Source organism: Aestuariivirga litoralis (assembly GCF_003234965.1).
Taxonomy (GTDB): domain Bacteria; phylum Pseudomonadota; class Alphaproteobacteria; order Rhizobiales; family Aestuariivirgaceae; genus Aestuariivirga; species Aestuariivirga litoralis.
In genome coordinates this window covers 205,251-228,458 of the sequence record NZ_QKVK01000005.1, presented here as the reverse complement: position 1 = coordinate 228,458, position 23,208 = coordinate 205,251, and the positions used below count along the sequence as shown (strand labels likewise).

The window sequence follows — 23,208 nt, the reverse complement described above, 5'->3', positions numbered from 1 at the left end:
GGGCGCCCCCCGCTAGAGGGTGAAGTCGGCGCCAAGGTAATAGCGCCGGACGTCCGGATGGGAGACGATTTCCTGGGGTGAACCCTCGGTCAGGACCTGGCCCTCATGGATGATGAGGGCCTTGTCGATGAGCTCGAGGGTTTCGCGGACGTTGTGATCCGTAACAAGCACCCCGATTCCCCGAGAGGTGAGCTGTCGCACCAGGCGGCGAATATCACCGATCGCAATCGGGTCAATTCCGGCGAAGGGCTCGTCGAGGAGCATGAATTCGGGGTCGGCTGCAAGCGCTCGGGCGATTTCCACCCGGCGACGCTCGCCGCCAGAAAGTGCAACAGCCGGCGAATTCCGGATGTGGGCGATGGAGAATTCATCGAGCAACTCACGCAACTTCGCTTCGCGCTTCGCCCGCGAGCCCTCGGTCAGCTCCAGCACGGCGCGAATGTTTTCCTCCACCGTGAGGCCGCGGAAGATCGAGCTTTCCTGCGCCAGATACCCGATGCCCAGCCGCGCCCGGCGGTACATGGGCAGGTGGGTGATGTCGGCGCCATCGAGGCTGATCCGGCCGCTGTCGGCGGCAATGAGCCCGGTGATCATGTAGAACACCGTGGTCTTGCCGGCGCCATTGGGTCCCAGAAGTCCCACAGCTTCACCGCGCCTGACGGAGAGCGAGACATCACGCACCACGGGCCGCCGCTTGTAGGACTTCCTCAGCCCTTCAACCACGAGGCCCGGACGCTCGAGGGAGGCGGCGGCTGCTTCGCCCGTCTGCGGAATCTGTGCCCGCCGGGGCGCCATTGCCGTTGCCTGCCTGTCTGCCACTAAATCTTCGTCACGCGCCAAGTGAGTGTCCACCCAATAGGTTTAATTTTAGATAAGGCTGATCACTTGGGAAGGAAGCTGCCCTTGACGCGGCCGCCCGTCATCTGGGTGCGGCCGGTCTTGAGGTCGGCGTGGAGTTCCTGGCCCACCAGAACGGTGGTGCCCTGCACCAGCCTGACATTGGTGCCGCCGACCGTGAGCTTCTCGGTCTGCGGATCATATTTCGCCCAGTCGCCGGTGATCTTCTCCTTGGGGGTGACGATCAGCACGTTGCCCTTGGCGTCGAGGTCGGTGGCGTCGGTCTTGGTGGTGCCGTCGGGCTGCTTGACGTCGGCGTAGGTGACGACGAGCTCGTCCGACCTGAGCTTGGTGGTGCCCTTGGTGGCGTCGACCGCGCCGCGGAAGATGGCCTTCTTCTCCTTGTCGAGAATTTCCATCTCGTTGGCAACGATATCAACCGGCGTAGCGGGCTGGGCCGTCTTGGCCTTGGCCTTGGTGCCGGTCGTGGTGTCGGCGGCGGCCGTGCCGTCGGCCTGGCCATCGGCTTCCTGGGCGAGGGCCGGGGCGGCAGCGAACAGGAACAGTGCCGCAGCGCAGGCGGCGAGCCTCAAAGTCATGGATTGGTATCTCCCTTGGCCTCGGCCGCGGTGAAGCGCGCCTTGACGCCATTCAAGAACAGAATTCGGGCACCGTCATCGGTTATTTGCATGCCGTTTGCATCGACCGTGCCGGAGCCGAACTGCGCGGTGACCGGGGTGTCGGCGGTGAGCGTCTTCTGCTTCACCGCGATCTTCGCCTTGTCCATGCGGGCCTTGAAGCGGCCTTCCTGCTCCAGCACCACGTTGCCGTCGAGGTTGAGCGACTTGACCTCGGTGTCATAGAGCCCGGTGGTGCCGGTGATGGTGTAGCGCGCGCCGCTGGCGCGGCGGAACTCGCCCACCGGGTCCTCGAGGTGGACGAGGTTGGGCGTCTTGCCATCCTGCCAGCCGCGGCGAGCGGTGACCTGGTAGGGCTGCTTGCCGTCGTCGATGCCGTTGACGGTGGAGATGCCCGCCGTGATGCGGTCGGGCTCGACATTGGGGGGCGGGGGCACGTCCTGGCGGGGCAAGAGCGCGTGGAACAGGCCGGCCTGGGCCAGGAAGGCGATGACGAAGCCCAGTCCGATGGCGGCCGCCAGCCAGCTCAGCAGGCGGGAAACCGTGGCATTCCTGACAGCCCTGCGGGCCTGTTCAGTGGGCGAAGACATCTTCCTCGGTCCAGCCCGAGAGATCGAGGGCGGCGCGCGTGGGGATGAAGTCGAAGCAGGCCCGGGCCACCGCCTCGCGGCCCTCGCGCGCCAGCATCTGGTCGAGGCGGGACTTCAGCTCGTGCAGATAGAGCACGTCCTGAGCGGCATATTGCTTCTGCGCGTCGGACAGCATGTGGGCGCCCCAGTCCGAGCTTTGCTGCTGCTTGTTGAGCTCGATGCCGAGAAGCTCCTTCACCAGGTCCTTGAGGCCATGCCGGTCGGTGTAGGTGCGGGTGAGCTTGGAGGCGATCTTGGTGCAGTAGAGGGGCGTCACGTCGACGCCCAGGTAATGGCGGATCACCGCCACGTCGAAGCGCGCATAGTGGAAGATCTTGGTGACGGCCTCGTTGGCGAAGAGTGCCTTGAGGTTGGGCGCGTCATAGTTCGCGCGGTCGAGCTGCACGAGGTGGGCGTTGCCGTCTCCGGCGGAGAGCTGCACGAGGCAGAGCTTGTCACGGCGGGGAACGAGGCCCAGCGTTTCGGTGTCGACGGCGACGGAGCTTCCGAAATCGAGGCCCGGAGGCAGGTCGCCCTTGTAAAGCTTGATTGCCATGGGTCCCGCCGTAACTAGACTATAAAAGTGGTGCCCAGAAGAGGACTCGAACCTCCACGCCTTTCAGCGCTAGTACCTGAAACTAGTGCGTCTACCAATTCCGCCATCTGGGCAGGCGACGCGTCTCTTAGAGAGGCCCAAGGCGGCTGTCAACCGCAGTCCTGCGGAGATCGTTTCTTGGGCTTTGCATCCGTCCGGGCGCGGCGTTAAAAGGCCCGCCACAACCGAAAATCAGGGGAGAGCTTCCGTGCTCGTTCAGCCTTCCGACAGACTCATCACCATCATCGGCGGTTCGGGCTTCGTGGGGCGGCATATCGTGAGGGCGCTGGCCAGGCGCGGCTACCGCATCCGGGTGGCCTGCCGCAGGCCCGACCTCGCAGGCCATCTGCAGCCCCTGGGCAATACCGGCCAGATCATGGCGGTGCAGGCGAACGTGCGCTACCCCGCCTCGCTCGAGGCGGCCTGCGAGGGCGCCTATGCGGTGATCAACCTCACCGGCGTGCTGCATTCCGCGGGCGCCCAGAGCTTCGACGCGGTGCATGTGTTCGGCGCCGAGGCCTCGGCCAAGGCCGCCAGGGCGGCGCGCGCGCGGGTGTTCATCCAGATGTCGGCGATCGGGGCCGATGCCGTTTCCGCCTCCGCCTATGGCCGCAGCAAGGCCGAGGGCGAGGCGCGGGCCCGCGCCAACTTCCCCGGCGCCATCGTGCTGCGCCCGTCGATCGTGTTCGGGCCGGAAGACGGCTTCTTCAACCGCTTCGCGGAGATGGCGCGCTTCTCGCCCTTCCTGCCGCTGATCGGCGGGGGTGAAACCGCGTTCCAGCCGGTCTTCGCCGGCGATGTGGGCGAGGCGGTGGCCCGCCTCGTCGATCAAGGCGAGGCCGACGGCAAGACCTATGAGCTGGGCGGGCCGGAGCAGTTCAGCTTCAGGGCGCTGATGCAGTTCACGCTCGACACCATCGGCCGCAAGCGCCTGCTGCTGCCGCTGCCCTGGGGCCTCGCCAGGCTGCAGGCATCGATCCTCGGGCTGCTGCCCAACCCGATGCTGACCGTCGACCAGGTGGAGATGCTGCGCCACGACAACGTGGTGAGCGAGGCAGCGCGCCGCGAGCAGCGCACGCTCGAGGGCCTCGGCGTCACGCCGCAGGGAATCGAGGGGATCGTTCCGGGCTATCTCTACCGCTACCGCAAGGCCGGTCAGTTCACCGCGCCCAGGGGCATTCCCGAATAGATCAGCGCCAGCAGCACCACGCCCAGCGCCACGCGATAGATGGCGAAGGGCAGGAAGCTCATGTGGCGGACGAGCTTCATCAGCACCGTGATGGTGCCGAGCGCCACGAAGAAGGTGAGGATCATCGTCAGCACCATGCCGAAGCTGACATGGGCCCCTGTGTGCACCGCTTCGCCCAGCTTCAGGACGCCGGCACCGGCGATGGCGGGAATGCCGAGCAGGAAGGCGAAACGCGCCGATTCCGGCCGCTCGAAGCCAAGTGCTCGCGCTGCCGTCATGGTGATGCCGGAGCGGCTGACGCCGGGGATGAGCGCCACCGCCTGGGCAAGCCCGATGATCAGCGCCGGCACCCAGGTCATGTCCGCCATGCGCCGGGTGCTCATGCCGAAACGGTCGCAGACATAGAGCAGGATGCCGAAGACGATGGCGTTCCACGCCACGATGATGGGCATCTGCCGCACCAGGTCCATGAAGCCGAGCTTGTCGAGGAGGACGCCCGCCACGACTGCCGGAATGGTGCCGAGCACGATGAGCAGCGCCAGCCGGCCCCAGGCACTCCTGCGGCCGCGCGCCAGGTCGACGAGACCCATGAGAAGGTTCACGCAATCCTTCCAGAAATACACGATGACCGCGAGGAAGGACCCCATGTGCACCATCACGTCGGTCAGCACGCCCTGGTCGGGCCAGCCGGTGAGCACCGGCACCAGCAGCAGGTGGCCGGAGGAGGAGATAGGAAGGAATTCGGTGATGCCCTGGATGAGCGCCAGCACGACGATCTGGAGGATGAGCATGAATGGCAACTCTGGGATTGGAACCTGGGGCTCGGGGCTTGCGGGTCGGATTTTCTTGCCGCGGAGGCCGCGCGCGTTTTATACGCGCGCAACATTCCGGGCAAATGCGGCTTTTGTTTCGCGATTGCCCCAGAGTTGCCAAGCACAGGGTTAAATTCGTCCTAACATGCCGTCTCTCGTTCACTTTACGCTCGACCCGTTCAGCCGCAGGTTGCGCCTTGCCCTTGCGGAATATGGCGTGCCGGTGGAGCTGATCGACGAGGAGCCATGGGAGCCGAGCCCGCATCTGTACGAGCTCAATCCTGCCGGAACGCTGCCAGTCTACCTCGAGGATTCCACCACCGCGCTCTCCGGCATCGAGGCCATCACCGAATACCTCGAGGAAACCAGGGCGACACGCATTCCGCTCATCCCCGGCGACGCCTTCGAGCGCGCCGAGGTGCGACGGCTCGCCGGCTGGTTCGACGGCAAGTTCTATGCCGAGGTCTCGGAACCGCTGCTGACGGAAAAGGTCATCCGCCGCTTCCTGCGGCGCGACAAGGGCGGCGGCGGCCCGGACACAGCCCGCGTGCGCCAGGCCATGCTGCGGCTGCGCGACCACCTCGACTACATCTCGCACCTCGTGGACCACCGGGTGTGGCTGGCGGGCGAGGAACTCTCGATTGCCGACCTGGCGGCGGCGGGGCACATCTCGGCGATCGACTATTTCGGCGATATTCCGTGGGCGGATTACCCGGTCGCCAAGGGCTGGTACCAGCGGGTGAAGTCGCGCCCCTCCTTCCGGCCGCTGCTGGCCGACACCATCCGCGGCATGCAGCCGGGGCCGCATTACGCGGACCTCGATTTCTGAGGTGAAGACCCTCCGCCAGGAGCTTGGCGAGAGAGCCTCTGGCGAAGGCTTCAGCGCAACGCGCATCGTGACGCTCGGCCCCGATGCGCAGCAGGCCGAGCGCCTCAGCCAGTTCATCACCGAGGGCCGCCACGGCAGCATGGCCTGGATGGCGGAGACGGAAGCCCGCCGCGCCAGCCCGCAGGCCATGTGGCCGGAGGCCAGGACGGCGATCGTCTTCGCGCAGAGCTATGGCCAGGACCTCGACCCGCTGGAGCGGCTCGCGGACAGGGAGAGTGGCGTCATCTCCGTCTATGCCCTGAACCGCGACTACCATGACGTCGTCAAGGGCAAGCTGAAGCGCATCGCGCAGTGGCTGGCCAGGCGCACGGGCGCTGATGTGAAGGTCTTCGTCGACACGGCCCCCCTGATGGAGAAGCCACTCGCCCAGAAGGCGGGGCTGGGCTGGCAGGGCAAGCACACCAACCTCGTGTCACGCGAGTTGGGCTCGTGGTTCTTCATCGGCACCATCCTGACGACGGCGGAGATCGAGGCCGATGCGGCGGAGGCCGATCACTGCGGCTCGTGCCGCGCCTGCCTCGACATCTGCCCAACCAAGGCATTCCCCGCGCCCTACCAGCTCGATGCACGGCGCTGCATCTCGTACCTCACCATCGAGCATGCGGGACATATCGACCGGGAGTTCCGCGTGGCCATGGGCAACCGCATCTATGGCTGCGACGATTGCCTCGCCGCCTGCCCGTGGAACAAGTTCGCTGCAGCCGCGCGCGAGGCGAAGCTGCTGGCGCGCGAAGACCTGAAAGCGCCGCGGCTCGGCCACTTGCTGGCGCTCGAAGATGCAGCCTTCCGCGCGCTGTTCACCGGCTCGCCCGTGAAGCGCACGGGGCGCGACCGCTTCATCCGCAATGTGCTGATCGCGGCGGGCAACAGCGGCGACAAGAGCCTCGTGCCGCAGGTGACGGCATTGCTCGATGACCCTGCACCCATCGTGCGGGCCATGGCGGTGTGGGCGATGTCGCGGCTGCTGGGCGAACCGGATTTTGCACAGTTGCGTACAGAGCGCACCGGACATGAGACGGACGCTGACGTCCGCCGCGAATGGGAGACGGCATGAACCACATTCTCTTCTTCGGCCTCGGCTTCTCGGCCAGGGTGCTGGCGGAACGGCTGGCGGCGAAAGGCTGGACGGTGAGCGCCACCAGCCGCAGCGAGGCGGGCGCCGCCGCGATCCGCGCCAGGGGCTATCGCGCCTTCGTGTTCGACGGTTCGCGGCCACTGCCGCAGGAAGCTTTCGACGGGGTGACGCATATGGTCGACTCGGCGCCGCCCGGTGAGGACGGCGACCCCGTGCTGCGCTGGCATGCGCGCGACGCCGCGGCGCGGGCAAAGCAGTTCCAGTGGGTGGCCTATCTCTCCACCACCGGCGTCTATGGCGATCATGGCGGCGGGCTCGTGACCGAGGACACGCCGCTCACCCCCAACACCGAGCGCGGGCACAAGCGGCTTCTGGCCGAGAACCAGTGGCTCGCACTGTGGCGCGACCACGGCCTGCCGGTGATGATCTTCCGGCTCGCCGGCATCTATGGACCGGGGCGCAACCAGCTGCTGTCGCTGCTCGATGGCACGGCCAAGCGCGTGATCAAGCAGGGCCAGATCTTCAGCCGCATCCATGTGGCGGACATCGCCAACACGCTCGAAGCCTCGATCGCGCATCCGCAGCCCGGGCGCGCCTACAATGTGTGCGACGACGAGGCCTGCCCGCCGCAGGACGTGGTGGCATATGGCGCCACGCTGCTGGGCCTGCCGGTGCCGCCGGACGTGTCCTTCGAGGCGGCCGACCTCTCGCCCATGGCGCGGAGCTTCTATGCGGATTCGAAGCGCGTCTCGAATGCGCGGATCGTGACCGAGCTGGGGGTGAGGCTGAGCTATCCCACCTATCGCGAGGGGCTGACCGCGATTGCGCGGGAGATGGGGCGGTAGGCGCTCAATCGCACTGGGCGTCGGCTCACCTTTTTCTTCCGTCACCCCGGCGACGAGGTTTCCTAAACCCCGATCCCCTCCGACCTTTCCGCCAGGCGCAGCACGGTGTCGCGCAGGAGCGAGAGGTTGGCGGGCGTCGAGAGCCGGTGGTCGCCGCCCTTGATCAGCGTCAGCGTCACGTCCGCGCCGCGCAGCGCGCCGAAGACCTTGACGGCATGCGCGGCCGGCACGTCGGGATCGGCGTCGCCCTGCAGGATGCGGACGGGGCACGCGACGTCCAGCCCCTGGTTCAGCATCAGGTGGCGGCGGCCATCCTCGATCAGGCGCCGGGTGATGGCATAGGGCTCGCCATAGGCCGAGGGGCGGAGCCACACGCCCTTGTCGTTCAACTCGGTGCGGACCGCCTCCGGGAATTCGTCCCACATCAGGTCTTCCGTCATGTCCGCGGCGGGGGCGAGCAGCACGAGGCCCTTGATGGCCTGCGCCGCGGCCGGAGCCTTGAGCTGCAGCAGGCGGTAGAGCAGCAGGGCGAGCCAGCCGCCCATCGAGGAGCCGACGAGGATGCGCGGGCCGCGCCCATGGGTGAGCAGCATGTGGGCCGACTGTTCCAGCCACTTCGAGATGGTGCCGTCAACGAACAGGCCGCCCGATGCGCCGTGGCCGGAATAATCGAAACGCAGGCAGGCGCGGCGGGTTTCGCGCGCCAGGGCTGCAAGCGCCTCGGCCTTGGAGCCCTCCATGTCCGACTTGTAGCCGCCCAGCCAGACGAAGCCGCAGCGGCCGAGATCGTCCCGCCCGTCCTGACGCCAGGCGATGGATGTGCCGTCCGGGGCCTTTTCGAACTTGATATCGGTCATGGCAGGGTCATATCAGGCGTTGCATGGCTTGCAAATCCGCCCCGCGCCGGATTTGTGCCGTCATTCACGTCTACCCACCGGACCCTGACAACGCATTGGACCAGATGAACATTCAGTCACCCCCCGGCCCCGCCGAAATCGAGGCCATGCTGGGCCTCGACCCCAAGAGCCGCCGCAAGCGCCGGGGCCGCCGCCTGCTGTGGCTGGCGCTGCTGGCGCTGGCGCTGGGCGGCATCGCGTGGTGGGTGATGGCGGGCCAGGGCGGCGGCAAGGCGATCAGCTATGACACCGCCCCGGCGGAGACGAAGACCATCGTCGTCAGGGTGCAGGCCACCGGCAACATCCAGCCCACCACCGAGGTGGAGGTGTCGAGCGAGCGCTCCGGCGTCATCCGCACGGTGAACGTCAAGGCCAACAGCGTGGTGAAGAAGGGCGACGTGCTGGCCGAACTCGACACCGAAAGGCTGCAGGCGGAACTGGCGCGCGGCAAGGCGGCACTGGCGGCCACCGAGGCCCGGCTGGCGGATGCCAAAGCGACGCTGAACGAAAAGCAGATCCTGTTCGAGCGCGCCGAGAAGCTGAGTGCGCGCGGCGTGTCCTCCACCCAGGACCTCGACACGGCACGCGCCGCGAAGGCACGCGCCGAGGCCGGCGTGGTGGCCGCGCAGGCCGACATCGCCGTGGCCAAGGCGGACATGGCAATGACCGAGACCGACCTGACCAAGACGCGCATCCTGTCGCCGGTCAACGGCATCGTGCTGAAGCGTGACGCCGAGCCCGGGCAGACGGTCGCCTCCTCGTTCCAGGCGCCGGTGCTGTTCACGCTGGCCGAGGACCTGGCGCACATGCAGCTGGAAGCCGACGTGGACGAGGCCGACATCGGCGCGGTGCGCGAAGGGCAGAAGGCGAGCTTCACCGTCGACGCCTATCCCGGCAAGAGTTTCCCCGCGGTGATCGACACCATCGAATATTCCCCCGAGGTGACCGACAACGTGGTGACCTACAAGGCGGTACTGACGGTGGACAATGATGAACTGCTGCTCCGCCCCGGCATGACCGCAACGGCGCAGATCGTGGTGCAGGAGGTGGCGGACGCGCTGGCGGTGCCCAATGCAGCGCTGCGCTATACCCCGCCCAAGGAACAGAAGCAGCCGGGCTTCAGCGTGATGAACATGTTCATCCCGCGCATGCCGCCGGCACGCAAGAACACGGCCCCGGCCGCCGATGGCACGCGCACGCTCTACGTGCTCGAGAATGGCGCGCCGAAGGAAGTGACGGTGCATGTCGGCGTCACCGACGGCAAGGACACCGTGATCGAATCGGGCGGCGTGAAGCCCGGCGACGAGGTGATCATCTCCTCCAGGACCAGCGGCACGTGAGCACCGAGCCGCCGCTCGTCTCCTTCACCGGCGTCACCCGCAGCTATGGCGAGGGCGGTGGACTGGTGCGGGCGCTGGCCGGCGTTGACCTGACGATCGGGCGCGGTGAGTTCATCGCCATCATGGGTCCTTCGGGATCTGGCAAGTCCACCGCCATGAACATCATCGGCTGCCTCGACCGGCCGACGGGCGGCAGCTTCCGCTTCCTCGGGCAGGAGGTGAACAACCTCGACCAGGACCAGCGCGCGCTGCTGCGGCGCAACTTCATCGGCTTCGTGTTCCAGGGCTTCAACCTGCTCAACCGCACCACCGCCATCGAGAACGTCGAGCTGCCGCTGATCTATCGCGGCACGCCCCGGCGCGAGCGGCGCGAGCGCGCCATGGAGGCGCTGCACCGGGTCGGCCTCAAGGGCCGCGAGCACCATACGCCGGGCGAACTCTCCGGCGGCCAGCAGCAGCGTGTGGCGATTGCCCGGGCGATCGTGACCGACCCCCTGCTGCTGCTCGCCGACGAACCCACCGGCAACCTCGACACGCAGCGCAGCCAGGAGATCATGGAGCTGATCGCCAGGCTCAACACGGAGCGCGGCATCACCGTGGTGATGGTGACGCATGAGCCCGACATGGCGGCCCATGCCCACCGCATCATCCACTTCCTCGACGGGCGCATCGCCAGCGACCAGCAGAAGGCGGCGGCCTGATGCTGTGGGAGACGGTGAAGCTCGCCATGTCGTCGATCCGGCGCAACGTGCTGCGCTCGGTGCTGACGCTGCTCGGCATCGTCATCGGCGTCGGTGCGGTGATCGCCATGGTGACGCTGGGCAATGGCGCTTCCAGCAAGGTGCAGGAGAACCTCGCCAAGCTTGGCTCCAACATGCTGATCGTCAGGCCCGGGCAATCGACCTTCGGGCCGGGTGGCACATCCGACGCGCGTGCCTTCGACGAACGCGACGTGACGGCGCTGAAGAACAACCTCACCGGCATCCGGGGCGTTGCGCCCACGGCGCAGAAGCAGGCCAAGACCGTCTATGGTTCGCTCAACTACGACACCTCGGTGACCGGCACCAATTCCGACTGGTTCGCGGTGCAGGACTGGACGCTGGCAGACGGGCGGGTGTTCTCCGACAGCGAACTGCGCGCCGGGGCCTCGGTCTGCGTCATCGGCGCCACCCTCACGCGCGAGCTGTTCGGCGCGCAGGACCCGATCGGCGAGCGGCTGCGCATCGGCAACTTCTCCTGCGAGGTGATCGGGCACATGGAGGCCAAGGGCCAGTCCGCCTTCGGCTCCGACCAGGATTCGATCGTGGTGCTGCCGATGCGCACCTATCACCGGCGGATTGCCGGCAACACGCGCATCGGCACCATCTCGATCTCGGTGACCGACGCGCAGGACATTGCGCGGGTGCAGCGCGATGCCGAGGACGTGCTGCGCGAGCGCCGCCGCATCGTGCCGGGCGAGGAAGACGACTTCACCATCCGCGACCTCACGCAGATCCTCGCCACCATGGCCTCGACGACGACCATCCTTACCGGGCTGCTGGGTGCCGTTGCCGCCGTGTCGCTGCTCGTCGGCGGCATCGGCATCATGAACATCATGCTCGTTTCGGTGACCGAGCGCACGCGCGAGATCGGCATCAGGCTGGCGATCGGCGCGCTGGAACGCCAGGTGCTGACGCAGTTCCTGGTGGAGGCGGTGGTGCTCGCCCTGTTCGGCGGTGTGCTGGGCATCGCCATCGGGCTGGGGCTTGCCGCGGCGGGCTCGGCCATCATGGACGTGCCGTTCCAGGCCGACCTGCGGGTGATCGCGCTGGCCTTCGCGGTGTCAGCGCTGATCGGCGTGATCTTCGGCTTCTTCCCGGCGCGGCGGGCGGCGCGCCTCGACCCGATCGAGGCGCTCCGCCGCGAATAGCCTCAGGGTGCGGGGGCGCAGGTCGGCGACACCGGCGACCAGTTGGCCACCCCCGCCAGCAGCGGCGAGAAGGTGATGTAGTTGCAGCCGCTGGACGTTTCCATGGCGACGTTGCTGCTGAACTCCGACGGCGTCTGCGCCATGGTCAGCGGGTTGAAGGGCGGTGTGGGGTTCTCGTCCACCGCGAAGCCATAGCCCATGCCCATGACGCCATTGGCGGAGACGGCAGGGTTGTTGGGCCTCGTCATCATCGGCACGATCTTCGGCGCGGTGCCGATCTGGGCGGTGTGCAGCCAGCGCGAGAATTCGTTCTGGGTGGTGTCGCCGCCAAAATACTTGGCCTTGTCGGCCGGCGTCGTGGCGGGCTTCGGATACCACAGCGCCTGGTCGCTCCAGCAGGCGCTGGTGTGTGGATAGCGGACCTTGTCGGCGCACAGGCCGCCCTTGGTCTGCAGTCCGCCGGCAACGCCGCGGTTGAAGGCCATGGAGATGATGAGGCCGAGCCGCGCGACAACGGTGTTGTAGGTCGGCGCGCCGCCATAGGTCGCCCAGGCATTCTGTTCGGCCGTGCTGAGCAGGTTGAACTGGTTGTTGTCGATGGGCGTGTTGAGCGCACCGTCGGCAGCGAAGATCTGGTAGGCGGTCGACATGTAGCCGCAGGCGCCGTTGATGGCGTTGGCCTTGCACAGCGTCTGGTAGGTCGAGGGGCTGAGGACATAGGCAGAGACGCCGCCGCCGGTGAATTTCAGCGCCTTGAGCGTGGCCTTGCCCTTGTATCCCGGATAGGACGGCAGGGTGACGACCGAGCCGGAGAACACCGTCTGGGGCAGGTTGTTGGGCGTGCCGGAGAGGATGCCGCCGTCGTCGATGGTGCCGGTCCAGTTGTTCCAGATATAGCCGTCGGCGAGGTTGGAGAAGACGTTGACGAAGAACGGCCCGCCGGGGTTCACCTCGCCGAGGTACTTGCCCGGATTGGTCAGGAAGCCGAGGCCGCCGGGAATGCCGACGATGAGGTTGTTGTAGTTGCGCTGAGGCTTGGTGGGCGCGGTGGGTGTTCCACCATCCACCGGAAGCGTGGCGACGAAGGCCCTGTAGGAGGCCACGATCGATTGCATGTTGACGATGCCCTCACCGTTGGGGGTGAAGCCCACACCCATGTTCCACAAGGGGTGCGTGGTGCCCGGGCTTGTCGTCATCTTGGCGGTGATGTTGATCGGGAAGGCGATGGCATCGACCTGGCTGGCATCGATGTCGGCGGCGCCGATCTCGGCATAGGCCCAGGCGGGGAAGTTGCCGCTCTTGAGGTTGTTGAGCTTCGGCCCCACGAGGCCGCCATTGCCGGTCAGCAGCGTATAGGCGAAGGGCGACAGGCTGGTGGCCGAGGCATCGCCGGCGGTGAAGGTCGTACCGAAGGCACCGCGGACGAATTTCTGCCCGGTCTTGGCGGGTGCCGTCATGCAGGGCGTGTTGAACTGGGCCTGGCTCTTGCGCACCTGGAACAGATAGACGCGCAGCGACTTGGCATCGAGCGGGATGGTGACGGTCTCGCCGCCCTTCGCGGGGTAGCAGGGCACCACACCGGCGCCGGTGGCGCCACCCTTTCCACTATTGGCATTGGTATTCCATCCGGTGGGGTTCCAGCCGGTGTCGGGGCCGCCCGCCTTGGCCCACGAGCCATCGGGCTTCAGCACCACGAAATCGCCCGCGGTGTTCATCCCCGCGCCCAGATAATAGAGCCTGATCTGGGTATCGGGCAGGCCGGTCTTGTTGCGGATGGTGAAGGCAGGGGGCGTATCCGCGACTGCCGGGGCCAGCAGGCCCGCCGACGCGATGCCGATGGCGGAGAGGGCGAGCGAGCGAAGCGCGCTGGAGAGCTTGGAAGGGGCCGTCATTGTTGCCTCCGGATGCATGAGACCGCGGCGTGCGGGTGCCGTCCGGCTTAGCCGAAGCTCCACTAAGGGTTGGTAAATTGACGGCGCCACACTGAACTAAGTTTCACCCGCCATGGCACAAAGGCAAGCAAAGCCGGCAGACACAATCTGGCGCTGCGCGGGCCGCCGTTTCGGTTGGCTGCCCTCCCCCGCCGGTGCGGGAGAGGGAGAACTTATCGTAAGCAGAACGAACGGCATCAGCCGTTCTGCAGCTTCTCGAGGAAGGGGACGGTGGGATAGGAATCCGCCGGCCAGCCCATCTTCAGCTGTTCCTGCTTCACCGCGTCGCGCGTCGACTTGCCGAGCTTGCCGTCGACCGTGCCGACGTCATAGCCCTTGCCCTCGAGGATCGTCTGCAGCTGCTTGATCTGGTCATAGGACAGGGCCTGCACGGGCGCGCGGCCGGGGTTGAAGGGACCATCACCGGCGATGCGGTTGGCGAGATAGCCGGCCGTGAGCGAATAGACGAGCGACTCGTTCCACTTCAGATAGGCGGTCGTGAAGTTCTCATAGGCGAGGAAGGCCGGGCCATCCTTGCCCATGGGCAACAGCAGCGAGGCCGGGAACTTGTCCGCCTTGAGCTTGCGGTCGACACCCTGAACGCCCCACTTCACCCACTGGCTGCGCGGCAGCTGGATGGCGATGTCGGCCTGGTCCCAGGGCAGGTCCTTGGTGAGCTTCACCTCCTCGAGCCAGGGCTCATTGGCCTTCCAGCCGTGCTTCACCAGAAGGGCCGCGCCTGACGCCATGGCGTCGGGGATCGACTTCCTGAGGTTGCGGTGACCGTCGCCGTCGAAGTCGACGGCGGTCTCGTAATATTCCTTGGGCAGGAACTGGGTGTGGCCGATCTCGCCGGCCCAGGCGCCCTTCATGTCCTCGCGCTGGAGGTCGCCGTTCTGATAGAGCAGCAAAGCGCCGATCAGCTGCTCGCGGAACTTCTCCGGGCGGCGGCAGTCCCAGGACAGGGTGGCGAGCGAGGCGATGGTGTCGAAGTCACCCATGTTCTTGCCGAAGTCGGTCTCGAACGCCCAGAAGGCGATGAGCACTTCGCCCGGCACGCCGTACTGCTGCTGGATCCTGTCGAACATCTGCTTGTTCTGGGCGAGGATGTTCGCACCTTCCTTGATGCGGTAGTTCGACACCATGCGCTTCGAGAAATCGATGAAGGACAGCGAGAACACGCCCTGGGCGCGGTCTTTCTTGATGATGCCCGGCTGGTAGGTGACGCCATCGAGCGCGGAGAGGCCCTTGGCGTTGACACCGGCCGCGGCGGCTTCCTTCCTGAACTGCTTGATGAAGCCGTCGAAGCCCTTGGCGCTGTCGCCGCAGGTGGCGGCCGCCTGGGCCATGCCGCTTGCGCCGAGAAGGGCCGAAAGGGCCAGCGCCGCCAGTTTGAAGTTCCGCATTCCTGTCTCCCGATTCGTCTGCCGTTGATCGTGACCTTTGGCGCTAAGTCCCCTCTTGGTCAAATTAAAGGCCGGATGGCGGGCTCCACGCGAAAACCCCTCCCGCAGGGGCGTGCGGGAGGGGCTGGGGAACCGGCCGACTTGGGGGAAGGCTCAGTTCGTGAGGTAGACCGTCGATTTCCCGTGGCTGCACCCTCCCCCGCGCGCAGGGGGTGCGGCATTGGCATCGAGAGGGGCGGACATGGGCACCACCTCCACCGCCGGGGACTGCGGCTGGGCATCAGGCAGAGCCTGGCCCCGCGACGGGGCAAGCGCGGCCTGGGTCTGGGGCACGGGCGGCGGCGGCGACGCGGTTTCCGCGGCGAGCGCGGGTGCGGAAAGTCCCGCCAGCAGGGCCGCAACTGTCAGAAGGGATCTCATCGGCAACCTCCCTGATCGTCTCATCGGATAAGGTAACGCGGAACGCGGAAATTGCCACAACACAATCAGGTGATGGCGGAAAGAACCTCGACCAGGCGGCGGGCGCGGGGATCATCCAGCTGCCCCACCCGGCCCGCGAGCACCGCGCAGGACCTGAGGATCACGCCATCATCAAGGATTTTCAACGCGTTTGCGGCCAGCGTCGAGCCCGTGGTGGTGATATCGACGATGATCTCGGCAATCCCCGCCGCGGGTGCCCCTTCGGTGGCCCCCAGGCTTTCGACGATGCGGTAGCCGGTGACACCCTTCTCGGCGAAGAAGCGGCGCGTGAGGTTGTGGTACTTGGTTGCAACCCGCAGGCGGCGGCCGTGGCGCTCGTAGAAGCTTTCGGCGATCTCGTCGAGGTCCGCCATGGTGGCGACGTCGAGCCAGCATTCGGGGACGGCGACGACGACATCCGCCGGGCCGAAGCCGAGGCGGACGAGGAGCTGCACGGCCTTGTCGTCGGGCGGGATCTTCTCGGTCAGCAGGTCCTGGCCGGTGACGCCCAGGTCGACCTTTCCGTCGCGCAGGTTCTGGGCGATCTCGGAGGCCGAGAGGAAAGCGATCTCGACACCCTCCAACCCGCGCAGCACACCGCGATAGCCGCGGTCGGCGCCCAGCCGGTCGATGGTGAAGCCGGCCTTGGCGAGCAATTCGGCCGTCGCCTCCATGAGGCGGCCCTTTGACGGGATGGCCAGCGTGATGACGCTCATGCCAGCACCGCCTTCAGCCGATCGGTGTGGATGGCACAGCCAACGGCCGGCACCGCGACGGGGGAGCCCATGTCGGAGAGCAGGTTGTCATAGCGCCCGCCGCCCGCCACGGCGACAGGGCCATGCGGCGTATCCGCCTCGATCTGGAAGGTGAAGCCCGTGTAGTATTCGAGCTCGCGGCCGAAGCCCGCGGCGAAGTGGAAGCGGCGCGGGTTCAAACCCAGCTCCTCCATCTCGAAGAGCCGCTTCGCGTAGTAATCGCGCGCGCCCTTGAAGCGTGGGCCACCGGCGATCGCAGCAAACTGCGCGTCGATGGAAGAGGCCTCGCCCGCGACCGCGAGATAGGCATTGAGCGTGTCGGCCTTGCTCCGCTCCAGCGGTGTCTCCTGCCGGTCGGCGGCCTTGTTGGCCAGCCGCGCGGCGATCTCCGGCACGTCGCGGCCACCGACGAGCGGCAGCTTGCGCGCGTCGATCTCGGCCTCGGCAATGGCCAGCGCATCGCCCGCGGCAACGCGGTCGACCAGCGGCGAGATGGATGTGCGGCGGGCGCCGCGACCGGCGCAGAAGCTGTCGAGCAGCTCGCGGAAGGCATGCGGACGCCAGAAATGATGGCGCAGGCGCTGGCGCCATCGCTCCGGCATCTCGGTGTCTTCGAGGAGTGCCGAGAACAGCCCCAAGTCGCCGAAGCTGACGCGGTAGCGCGACAGGCCCGCGGCCTCGAGGGCGGAGATGGTGAGCTTCAGCACGCGGGCTTCCGCCGCGATGGGCTCAGGTGCGCCGAACCATTCGAGGCCCGCTTGTGTGAACTCCTGCGGACTCAGCAGCTCGTCGGGGAAGCGGAAGGCGGGGCCGAGATAGCAGTAGCGACGCTCGGCGGCGGGGTTATCCGCATGGCTCAGGTGATAGCGGCAGGCGGGCACGGTGAGATCCGGGCGGAGGCACATCTCCGCCCCCGACGGGTCGGTGAAGACGAAGGTCCGTGCACGGATGTCCTCGCCCGAGCGTTCGAGGAAGATGTCGGCGGGCTGGATGATGTCGGGCGCCACGTGATCGAAGCCGGCGCGTTCGAACACGGCCATCAGCGCCGTGTTCTGGTGCTCCAGCGACGACCTCTCGGCGCTCGACTTTCCGGCCATTACTGCGCCAGCGCCTTCTTCACCGCGGCCACGAGGTCGGCCTCCGGCACCGAGAACTGGGCGAGGCGCTGGGAGGCATATTCCTCGCGGGATGCGATGTTGCTGGCGAGCTCGGAACCGAGACGGAGGTCCTTCACCTGCACTTCGCCCTTGGCCTTCTCGTCACCACCCTGGATGACGACCAAAGGCGCGCCGCGCTTGTCGGCATATTTCATCTGCGCCTTCATGCCGGCCGTGCCCGCATACATTTCGGCGCGCACGCCGCCGGCGCGCAGCGCCTGCACCATGCGCCAGTAATCGCCCTGCCGGTCCTTGTCCATGACGAGGACGACGACGGGGGCGAGTGTGGCCGACTCCTGCGCCTTGCCCACCAGCTTCAGCGCCGAATAGAGGCGCGACACGCCGATTGAGAAGCCGGTGGCCGGCACCTGCTGGCCGGTGAAGCGCGCCACCAGATCGTCATAGCGGCCACCGCCACCGACCGAACCGAAGCGCACGGTGCGGCCGTCCTCGTCCTTCGTCTCCATCAGGAGTTCGCATTCGAAGACGGGGCCGGTGTAATATTCGAGGCCGCGGACAACGGAGGAGTCATAGCGGATGCGGTCCGCGCCATAGCCAGCGGCGGCGAAGAGCGCCTGCATGGCTTCGAGATCGCGCAGGCCGTCCTCACCGTTCTTGCTGCCGCTGACGAAGGCGGGGTCGAGTGCCGTCGCGGTGGCGAAGGCAAGGCTCGCCTCGATCTGCTTCGCGTTGAGGCCCGCGCCCTTGGTGAAATCGCCGGACTCGTCCTTGCGGCCCTCGCCGAGGAGAAGGGCAACGCCCTCCTTTCCGAGACGGTCGAGCTTGTCGAGCGCGCGGAGCCAGGTGAGCTTCACCTCCTCGCCGATCGCGAAGGTCTCGGTGAAGCCGTCGAGCAGCTTGCGGCTGTTGAACTTCATCACGTACTGGCCGCGCTGAAGGCCCAGCGCCTCCATCGTGTCCGCCGCCATCATGCAGACTTCGGCATCGGCCACCGGCGAGGCGGAGCCCACCGTGTCGGCGTCGAACTGCATGAACTGGCGGAAGCGCCCGGGGCCCGGCTTCTCGTTGCGGAAGACCCAGCCCTGGCGATAGCTGCGATAGGGGGTGGGAAGCTTCTGGCTGTTCTCGGCCACGTAGCGGGCGAGCGGTGCCGTCAGGTCATAGCGCAGCGACAGCCACTGATCGTCATCGTCCTGGAAGGAGAAGACGCCGGCATTGGGCCGGTCCTGGTCGGGCAGGAACTTGCCGAGCGCATCGGTGTATTCGATGAAGGGCTGCTCCACCGGCTCGAAGCCATAGGCCTCGTAGACCCGCTGGATCGTCGCCAGCATCTGGCGGGTGCCGCGGATTTCCTCGGCGGCAATGTCACGGAACCCCTTGGCGACGCGCGCCTTCGGGCGGTTTTCTTTGGTCATGTGGGCAACCCGGCTTGAATGCGCCGGGTTCTAGAGGAACGGGGGACGGGGGGCAACCGCCATGCGGCGGGGGCGCCCATGCCCGGCCATCACGGGCCACGGCTCCCCCACCTCATCATGCCCGGGCGGGTCCCGGGCATCCTTTGCACGGCCGCCAAAAAAGATGGCCGGGACGCGCCCGGCCATGATGATGGTGTGGGAAGGCGGGGAGGCCCGGAAGGACCTATTTGTCCCGCACCACCTTCTGGCCCTGCTCGCCCAGGCCCTCGATGCCCAGCCGCATCACGTCGCCCGGCTTCAGGAAGCGCTGCGGCTTCATGCCCATGCCGACGCCCGGGGGCGTGCCGGTGGTGATGATGTCGCCCGGCATGAGGGTGAAGAACTCCGAGAGATAGGCCACGATGTGCGCGACCCCGAAGACCATGGTGGAGGTGGAGCCGTTCTGCACGCGCTTGCCGTTGAGTTCCAGCCACATGTGCAGCTTCTGCGGGTCCTTGACCTCGTCCGCGGTGACGAGCCAGGGGCCTACGGGCCCGAAGGTGTCGTAGGACTTGCCCTTGGTCCACTGGCCGGAGCGCTCTGCCTGGAATTCGCGCTCGGAGAGGTCGTTGATGGTGCAGTAGCCGGCGACATGCTTCAGCGCGTCGGCCTTCTTGATGTTCTTGGCCCTGGTGCCGATGATGACGCCGAGCTCCACCTCCCAGTCCGACTTCTTGGACTTAGGGGGCAGCGTCACGTCGTCGAAGGGACCCGACAGGCAGCTTACCTGCTTGGTGAAGACCACCGGCTCCTTCGGAACCTGGAGGCCCGACTCGGCCGCGTGGTCGGAATAGTTGAGGCCGATGGCGATGAACTTCTGCGGGTTGGCGATGCAGGCACCGATCCTCGGCTTGCCGCGCACCAGGGGGAGCGATTCCGGCTTGATCTTCCTGAGCCGCGCGAGGCCCTTGGGGCTGATCGTCTCGCCGGTGATGTCCGGGATCACCGAAGAGAGGTCGCGGAGCCGCCCCTCGCTGTCCAGCAGGCCCGGCTTCTCCTTGCCCTTCGCACCGTAACGCAGCAGCTTCATCTGACGTCCCATCCCATTTGTATGACGATCGCGGCAAAATGCCGTCGAATCCGCTGCGAGTCAAAAGCTCACTTGCGCTGCGGGGGAACCTCGCCGCAGCCGTCCTTCCCGAAGGGATTGTTGAGGTCGCAGCCCGCGGCCTTCCGGATATCCGCCGCAATGGCATAGGGCCGCTCGCCGCACATTACCTGCGCCAGCCGCTTCTTCTTGCGCCAGACCTCGACGCCCGCGTCATTGCCCATGCCGAAGAGGCGGTAGGTGTAGCCCTCATTGGCAAAGCGCAGCGACCAGACATAACTGTCGCCATCGAAGGCATGGGCGAAGGACATGGCCGCCCTGCCCTCGTTGCGGTTCTCGGGAAAGGTGAGTTCGGTCTTCTCTGCCGTCCCATAGCGATATTGCAGCGACTGGAAGCCGCCCGCCGCATCATCCCTTACGGCGCAGAGTTGGATGGTGTGGGACTGGTCCTTCGCGAGGCATGAGAACAGGGTTGCCTCGTCATCGGCGCAGGCAAGGGCTGCGCCGGACGACAGGAGCACAAAGAGCAGGCTAGCGGACGATGATGACGTGCATGTTCTTCGGGCCATGGGCGGGCCTCACGATGGTTTGCTCGATGTCGGCGGTGCGGGAGGGACCCGAGATCATGTTCACCGTGCGCGGCATGATGCCCTCGCCCATCAGGCTGCGCAACTTCGTCCACGCCTCTTCGTAACTGGCGAAAAGGGCGGCGGATTCGAGCACCACGATATGGGCCTCCGGCAGGAAGTTCAGCGTCGTGGGGTTGTCCGCGCCCGAGATCTGCACGATGGTGCCGGATTCGGCGATGCCCGCGAAGGCATGGGTGACCGAGGCGCGGTCCTCGTCGACCGCCGGGCCCTCCACCACCTCGAGCGTGCCGCCACGGTGCCAGGGGAGCCTGGCCAGCAGCGGGTCCGCGCCGCGCCGCACGCGGGCGGGCAGGTTGCCGTCACGCAGGTAGACCGCCACGTGGTGCGGCACCTCGTTGATGTCGTCGATCACCTCCACCGTGCCGCCCACGGCGAGCATCATCTCGGTGAAGACGCGGATGCGGTGCTCGATGTCGCCCTGCCCGCGCTGCGGGATCAGGTTGCGCGGATGCTCGGCAAGGCGACGCTCCACCGCCTCGCGGCGCGCACCTTCGGGCCCGCGGGGAATGCGGGCGCGCACGCGGCCCAGGATCATCTCGCGCGCACTCATGGGCGGCGCTCCTTCCACAACTGGTGGAAGGTCTTGCCCTGCGGCGCGGGCAAATCGCGGAACGCGGTCCAGCCCGAGGCGAGCGGCACCTTCTTCAGGCGGCCCTTGCCCACCGCCTGGTTCGACAGCACGCGCGCGGCAATGGCGGTTGCCTTGCGGTAGAGGCGCGGGCGCTTCGCCATGAAGGCCCAGAGGCCGAGGCCCCAGCGCTGGCTCGTGGGTTGCAGGTGGCGCTCGAACTCCTTCTCGCGCCAGTGGCGCAGCATCTTGGGGATGGGGATGCGCATCGGGCAGACTTCCTCGCAGCGGCCGCAGAAGGTCGATGCATTGGGAAGGTGCCGCGCGTTCTCGATGCCGACGAGGGCAGGTGTGACCACCGAGCCGATGGGGCCCGGATAGACCCAGCCATAGGCGTGGCCGCCCACCGCATTGTAGACCGGGCAGTGGTTGAGGCAGGCACCGCAGCGGATGCAGCGCAGCATGTCCTGGAACTCTGTGCCGAGCACCGAGGTGCGGCCGTTGTCGAGCAGGATGACGTGGTATTCGACGGGGCCATCCGGGTCGCCCGGGCGGCGGCCGCCGGTCGAGAAGGTGGTGTAGTTGGAGAAGTCCTGGCCCGTGGCGGAACGTGCCAGCACGCGCAGGATGGTGGTTGCGTCCTCCAGCGTCGGCACCAGCTTCTCGATCGAGGCGAGCACGATGTGCACCTTCGGCAGTGACTGCGTCAGGTCGCCATTGCCCTCGTTGGTGACGATGATCGAGGTGCCGGTTTCGGCGATGAGGAAATTGGCGCCGGTGATGCCCACATCCGCGTTCAGATATTTCTGCCGCAGCACGGCGCGGGCTTCTTCCACCAGCGCCGGGATTTCGGTGAGATCGCGCTTCGGGTCGAGATGGGTGTGGACGCGGCGGAAATCCGCCTCCACCTGGTCGCGTGTCAGGTGCACGGCAGGGGCGATGATGTGCGAGGGCCGCTCGTTCCTGAGCTGGATGATGTATTCGCCGAGGTCGGTCTCGACCGGGGTGATGCCGTTTTCCTCAAGATGCTTGTTGAGGTCGATCTCTTCCGAGATCATCGACTTGCCCTTGGTGACCATCTTCGCATTGGCCTTGCGGCAGATCTCCAGAACCGCGGCACGGGCCTCGTCCGGCGTTTCCGCCCAGTGCACGTGGCCGCCCGCCTCCTTCACCTTGGCCTCGTAGGTCTCGAGGTAGATGTCGAGGTGGTCGAGCACATGGTCCTTGATGTCGCGCGCCTGGTCACGCAGCTGATCGAACTCAGGCAGCGCCTCGCGGGCCTTGGTGCGCTTGGCGATGAAGCGCGGGCCCGTCTCCGTCATGGCGAATTGCAGCTTGTCGTCGGCCAGCGCACGGGTGACGTTGTCCTTGAACGCGGTGGTGGACATTTCCGTCATCACTCGGCCTCCGCAATGGGCGGGGTTTCGTAATCACCGGCCAGCACCTCGGCCACGTGGCGCACCTTGATGGCGGAGCCCTGTCGCTTCAGCTTGCCGGCCATGTTCATCAGGCAGCCCAGGTCGCCGGCGATCAGCGTGTCGGCCCCCGTCGCCTCGATATGGCGAAGCTTCTTCTCCAGCATCTTGTCGGAGATGCCGGGATACTTGACGCAGAAGGTGCCGCCGAAGCCGCAGCACACCTCGGCGTCCGTCATCTCGCGGAGGCTCACGCCCTCGACGCTGGCGAGGAGCTTCCTGGGTTCGTTGCGGATGCCGAGTTCGCGGAGCCCTGAGCAGGAGTCGTGATAGGTGGCGCGCGCCGGGAACTGGGCCTCGACCTTCTCCACCTTCATGACGCGCGTGAGGAAGGAGGTGATCTCATGGGTGCGGCGCGCGAGGTCGAGCGCCTCGTCATGCTCGGTGGAGCCCGGCTCGAAGAATTCCGGGTAATGCTTCACGATCATGCCGCCGCAGGAGCCCGACGGCACGACCACATAGTCGAAGCCCTTGAAGGCCTCGATGACGTTCAGCGCCAGCGCCCGGGCATCCGCCTGGTCGCCGGAATTGTAGGCGGGCTGGCCGCAGCAGGTCTGGAGTTCCGGCACCTCGACGGTGCAGCCGGCATCCTCCAGCAGCTTCACCGTCGCAAAGCCGATGGAGGGGCGGAACATGTCGACAAGGCAGGTGACGAACAGGCCGACGCGCGGGGATGTTTCAGGCATGGAA

Annotated in this window: 24 protein-coding genes and 1 tRNA gene; 7 read left to right on the top strand and 18 right to left on the bottom strand. The window is 66.8% G+C overall.

What is annotated here, in order from left to right; genetic code table 11:
• Positions 1–12: 12 nt before the first annotated feature.
• From lptB to DK847_RS12680, 5 genes are all read right to left on the bottom strand, one after another.
• Positions 13–795 (bottom strand): LPS export ABC transporter ATP-binding protein, encoded by a 783-nt coding sequence (lptB, locus tag DK847_RS12700; RefSeq protein ID WP_111198884.1) that lies wholly within the window; start codon positions 793–795, stop codon positions 13–15.
• An 86-nt stretch (positions 796–881) separates the two neighbouring features.
• Positions 882–1,436: an LptA/OstA family protein gene (locus DK847_RS12695; protein ID WP_146256113.1), complete on the bottom strand. Its 555-nt coding sequence runs from the start codon at positions 1,434–1,436 to the stop codon at positions 882–884.
• Positions 1,433–2,065 (bottom strand): LPS export ABC transporter periplasmic protein LptC, encoded by a 633-nt coding sequence (lptC, locus tag DK847_RS12690; RefSeq protein ID WP_111198882.1) that lies wholly within the window; start codon positions 2,063–2,065, stop codon positions 1,433–1,435. The genes DK847_RS12695 and lptC overlap by 4 nt, the downstream gene beginning before the upstream one ends.
• Positions 2,049–2,660 (bottom strand): ribonuclease D, encoded by a 612-nt coding sequence (locus DK847_RS12685; RefSeq protein ID WP_111198881.1) that lies wholly within the window; start codon positions 2,658–2,660, stop codon positions 2,049–2,051. Before DK847_RS12685 ends, lptC begins: the two co-directional genes overlap by 17 nt.
• 28 nt (positions 2,661–2,688) lie before the next feature.
• Positions 2,689–2,773, bottom strand: a tRNA-Leu gene (locus tag DK847_RS12680).
• A gap of 134 nt (positions 2,774–2,907) precedes the next feature.
• On the opposite strand from DK847_RS12680, the gene DK847_RS12675 reads away from it, so the two are divergent.
• On the top strand, positions 2,908–3,888 hold the full coding sequence (locus DK847_RS12675) for a complex I NDUFA9 subunit family protein (protein ID WP_111198880.1): 981 nt from the start codon (positions 2,908–2,910) through the stop codon (positions 3,886–3,888).
• Here the strand turns inward: DK847_RS12675 and DK847_RS12670 are convergent.
• Positions 3,855–4,679 carry an undecaprenyl-diphosphate phosphatase gene (locus DK847_RS12670; RefSeq protein WP_111198879.1) on the bottom strand — a complete coding sequence of 275 codons (825 nt, stop codon included), beginning with the start codon at positions 4,677–4,679 and terminating at the stop codon, positions 3,855–3,857. The two genes, DK847_RS12675 and DK847_RS12670, sit on opposite strands and share 34 nt — an antisense overlap.
• Before the next feature lie 166 nt (positions 4,680–4,845).
• On the opposite strand from DK847_RS12670, the gene DK847_RS12665 reads away from it, so the two are divergent.
• The 3 genes from DK847_RS12665 to DK847_RS12655 are packed head-to-tail and all read left to right on the top strand — an operon-like array spanning position 4,846 to position 7,509.
• Complete coding sequence (locus DK847_RS12665) at positions 4,846–5,529, top strand: glutathione S-transferase family protein (protein WP_111198878.1); 684 nt, start codon at positions 4,846–4,848, stop codon at positions 5,527–5,529.
• A gap of 1 nt (position 5,530) precedes the next feature.
• A complete protein-coding gene (queG, locus tag DK847_RS12660; protein ID WP_245414597.1) occupies positions 5,531–6,643 on the top strand; it encodes a tRNA epoxyqueuosine(34) reductase QueG in 1,113 nt (370 codons plus the stop codon).
• A complete protein-coding gene (locus tag DK847_RS12655) occupies positions 6,640–7,509 on the top strand; it encodes an SDR family oxidoreductase (RefSeq protein WP_111198976.1) in 870 nt (289 codons plus the stop codon). The genes queG and DK847_RS12655 overlap by 4 nt, the downstream gene beginning before the upstream one ends.
• 62 nt (positions 7,510–7,571) lie before the next feature.
• Here DK847_RS12655 and DK847_RS12650 read toward each other — a convergent pair whose 3' ends face one another.
• Positions 7,572–8,366: an alpha/beta hydrolase gene (locus DK847_RS12650; RefSeq protein WP_111198876.1), complete on the bottom strand. Its 795-nt coding sequence runs from the start codon at positions 8,364–8,366 to the stop codon at positions 7,572–7,574.
• Between the two features lie 104 nt (positions 8,367–8,470).
• On the opposite strand from DK847_RS12650, the gene DK847_RS12645 reads away from it, so the two are divergent.
• The 3 genes from DK847_RS12645 to DK847_RS12635 are packed head-to-tail and all read left to right on the top strand — an operon-like array spanning position 8,471 to position 11,654.
• Positions 8,471–9,745, top strand: a complete 1,275-nt coding sequence (locus DK847_RS12645) for an efflux RND transporter periplasmic adaptor subunit (protein WP_204508317.1) — start codon at positions 8,471–8,473, stop codon at positions 9,743–9,745.
• Positions 9,742–10,446 carry an ABC transporter ATP-binding protein gene (locus DK847_RS12640; protein ID WP_111198874.1) on the top strand — a complete coding sequence of 235 codons (705 nt, stop codon included), beginning with the start codon at positions 9,742–9,744 and terminating at the stop codon, positions 10,444–10,446. The genes DK847_RS12645 and DK847_RS12640 overlap by 4 nt, the downstream gene beginning before the upstream one ends.
• Positions 10,446–11,654 carry an ABC transporter permease gene (locus tag DK847_RS12635; RefSeq protein ID WP_111198873.1) on the top strand — a complete coding sequence of 403 codons (1,209 nt, stop codon included), beginning with the start codon at positions 10,446–10,448 and terminating at the stop codon, positions 11,652–11,654. The genes DK847_RS12640 and DK847_RS12635 overlap by 1 nt, the downstream gene beginning before the upstream one ends.
• 2 nt (positions 11,655–11,656) lie before the next feature.
• On the opposite strand, the gene DK847_RS12630 is transcribed toward DK847_RS12635, so the two are convergent.
• From DK847_RS12630 to DK847_RS12585, 11 genes are all read right to left on the bottom strand, one after another.
• Positions 11,657–13,546: a hypothetical protein gene (locus tag DK847_RS12630; RefSeq protein ID WP_111198872.1), complete on the bottom strand. Its 1,890-nt coding sequence runs from the start codon at positions 13,544–13,546 to the stop codon at positions 11,657–11,659.
• 236 nt (positions 13,547–13,782) lie between these two features.
• Positions 13,783–14,991: a lytic murein transglycosylase gene (locus DK847_RS12625; protein WP_111198871.1), complete on the bottom strand. Its 1,209-nt coding sequence runs from the start codon at positions 14,989–14,991 to the stop codon at positions 13,783–13,785.
• 153 nt (positions 14,992–15,144) lie between these two features.
• On the bottom strand, positions 15,145–15,411 hold the full coding sequence (locus DK847_RS20400) for a hypothetical protein (protein ID WP_146256112.1): 267 nt from the start codon (positions 15,409–15,411) through the stop codon (positions 15,145–15,147).
• Positions 15,412–15,476: 65 nt separating this feature from the next.
• Positions 15,477–16,166 (bottom strand): ATP phosphoribosyltransferase, encoded by a 690-nt coding sequence (gene hisG / locus DK847_RS12620; RefSeq protein ID WP_111198870.1) that lies wholly within the window; start codon positions 16,164–16,166, stop codon positions 15,477–15,479.
• On the bottom strand, positions 16,163–17,302 hold the full coding sequence (locus DK847_RS12615; protein ID WP_111198869.1) for an ATP phosphoribosyltransferase regulatory subunit: 1,140 nt from the start codon (positions 17,300–17,302) through the stop codon (positions 16,163–16,165). Before DK847_RS12615 ends, hisG begins: the two co-directional genes overlap by 4 nt.
• On the bottom strand, positions 17,302–18,738 hold the full coding sequence (gene hisS / locus DK847_RS12610; protein WP_111198868.1) for a histidine--tRNA ligase: 1,437 nt from the start codon (positions 18,736–18,738) through the stop codon (positions 17,302–17,304). The genes DK847_RS12615 and hisS overlap by 1 nt, the downstream gene beginning before the upstream one ends.
• A 223-nt stretch (positions 18,739–18,961) precedes the next feature.
• A complete protein-coding gene (locus DK847_RS12605) occupies positions 18,962–19,807 on the bottom strand; it encodes a fumarylacetoacetate hydrolase family protein (RefSeq protein ID WP_111198867.1) in 846 nt (281 codons plus the stop codon).
• 68 nt (positions 19,808–19,875) lie between these two features.
• Positions 19,876–20,346, bottom strand: coding sequence for a hypothetical protein (locus DK847_RS12600; protein WP_111198866.1), 471 nt, complete (start codon positions 20,344–20,346; stop codon positions 19,876–19,878).
• 10 nt (positions 20,347–20,356) lie between these two features.
• On the bottom strand, positions 20,357–21,025 hold the full coding sequence (locus DK847_RS12595; protein ID WP_111198865.1) for a LutC/YkgG family protein: 669 nt from the start codon (positions 21,023–21,025) through the stop codon (positions 20,357–20,359).
• Entirely contained in the window at positions 21,022–22,440 is a 1,419-nt protein-coding gene (locus DK847_RS12590) for a LutB/LldF family L-lactate oxidation iron-sulfur protein (RefSeq protein ID WP_111198864.1), read from the bottom strand. Before DK847_RS12590 ends, DK847_RS12595 begins: the two co-directional genes overlap by 4 nt.
• On the bottom strand, positions 22,440–23,204 hold the full coding sequence (locus tag DK847_RS12585) for a (Fe-S)-binding protein (RefSeq protein ID WP_111198863.1): 765 nt from the start codon (positions 23,202–23,204) through the stop codon (positions 22,440–22,442). Before DK847_RS12585 ends, DK847_RS12590 begins: the two co-directional genes overlap by 1 nt.
• Positions 23,205–23,208 lie beyond the last annotated feature (4 nt).

Bases quoted from the DNA above. Each gene is read 5' to 3' on its own strand.
- lptB (WP_111198884.1), bottom strand. From the start codon at position 795: ATGGCGCCCCGGCGGGCACAGATTCCGCAGACGGGCGAAGCAGCCGCC.
- DK847_RS12695 (WP_146256113.1), bottom strand. From the start codon at position 1,436: ATGACTTTGAGGCTCGCCGCCTGCGCTGCGGCACTGTTCCTGTTCGCT.
- lptC (WP_111198882.1), bottom strand. From the start codon at position 2,065: ATGTCTTCGCCCACTGAACAGGCCCGCAGGGCTGTCAGGAATGCCACG.
- DK847_RS12685 (WP_111198881.1), bottom strand. From the start codon at position 2,660: ATGGCAATCAAGCTTTACAAGGGCGACCTGCCTCCGGGCCTCGATTTC.
- DK847_RS12670 (WP_111198879.1), bottom strand. From the start codon at position 4,679: ATGCTCATCCTCCAGATCGTCGTGCTGGCGCTCATCCAGGGCATCACC.
- DK847_RS12665 (WP_111198878.1), top strand. From the start codon at position 4,846: ATGCCGTCTCTCGTTCACTTTACGCTCGACCCGTTCAGCCGCAGGTTG.
- DK847_RS12655 (WP_111198976.1), top strand. From the start codon at position 6,640: ATGAACCACATTCTCTTCTTCGGCCTCGGCTTCTCGGCCAGGGTGCTG.
- DK847_RS12650 (WP_111198876.1), bottom strand. From the start codon at position 8,366: ATGACCGATATCAAGTTCGAAAAGGCCCCGGACGGCACATCCATCGCC.
- DK847_RS12645 (WP_204508317.1), top strand. From the start codon at position 8,471: ATGAACATTCAGTCACCCCCCGGCCCCGCCGAAATCGAGGCCATGCTG.
- DK847_RS12635 (WP_111198873.1), top strand. From the start codon at position 10,446: ATGCTGTGGGAGACGGTGAAGCTCGCCATGTCGTCGATCCGGCGCAAC.
- DK847_RS12630 (WP_111198872.1), bottom strand. From the start codon at position 13,546: ATGACGGCCCCTTCCAAGCTCTCCAGCGCGCTTCGCTCGCTCGCCCTC.
- DK847_RS12625 (WP_111198871.1), bottom strand. From the start codon at position 14,991: ATGCGGAACTTCAAACTGGCGGCGCTGGCCCTTTCGGCCCTTCTCGGC.
- DK847_RS20400 (WP_146256112.1), bottom strand. From the start codon at position 15,411: ATGAGATCCCTTCTGACAGTTGCGGCCCTGCTGGCGGGACTTTCCGCA.
- hisG (WP_111198870.1), bottom strand. From the start codon at position 16,166: ATGAGCGTCATCACGCTGGCCATCCCGTCAAAGGGCCGCCTCATGGAG.
- DK847_RS12615 (WP_111198869.1), bottom strand. From the start codon at position 17,302: ATGGCCGGAAAGTCGAGCGCCGAGAGGTCGTCGCTGGAGCACCAGAAC.
- hisS (WP_111198868.1), bottom strand. From the start codon at position 18,738: ATGACCAAAGAAAACCGCCCGAAGGCGCGCGTCGCCAAGGGGTTCCGT.
- DK847_RS12605 (WP_111198867.1), bottom strand. From the start codon at position 19,807: ATGAAGCTGCTGCGTTACGGTGCGAAGGGCAAGGAGAAGCCGGGCCTG.
- DK847_RS12595 (WP_111198865.1), bottom strand. From the start codon at position 21,025: ATGAGTGCGCGCGAGATGATCCTGGGCCGCGTGCGCGCCCGCATTCCC.
- DK847_RS12590 (WP_111198864.1), bottom strand. From the start codon at position 22,440: ATGACGGAAATGTCCACCACCGCGTTCAAGGACAACGTCACCCGTGCG.
- DK847_RS12585 (WP_111198863.1), bottom strand. From the start codon at position 23,204: ATGCCTGAAACATCCCCGCGCGTCGGCCTGTTCGTCACCTGCCTTGTC.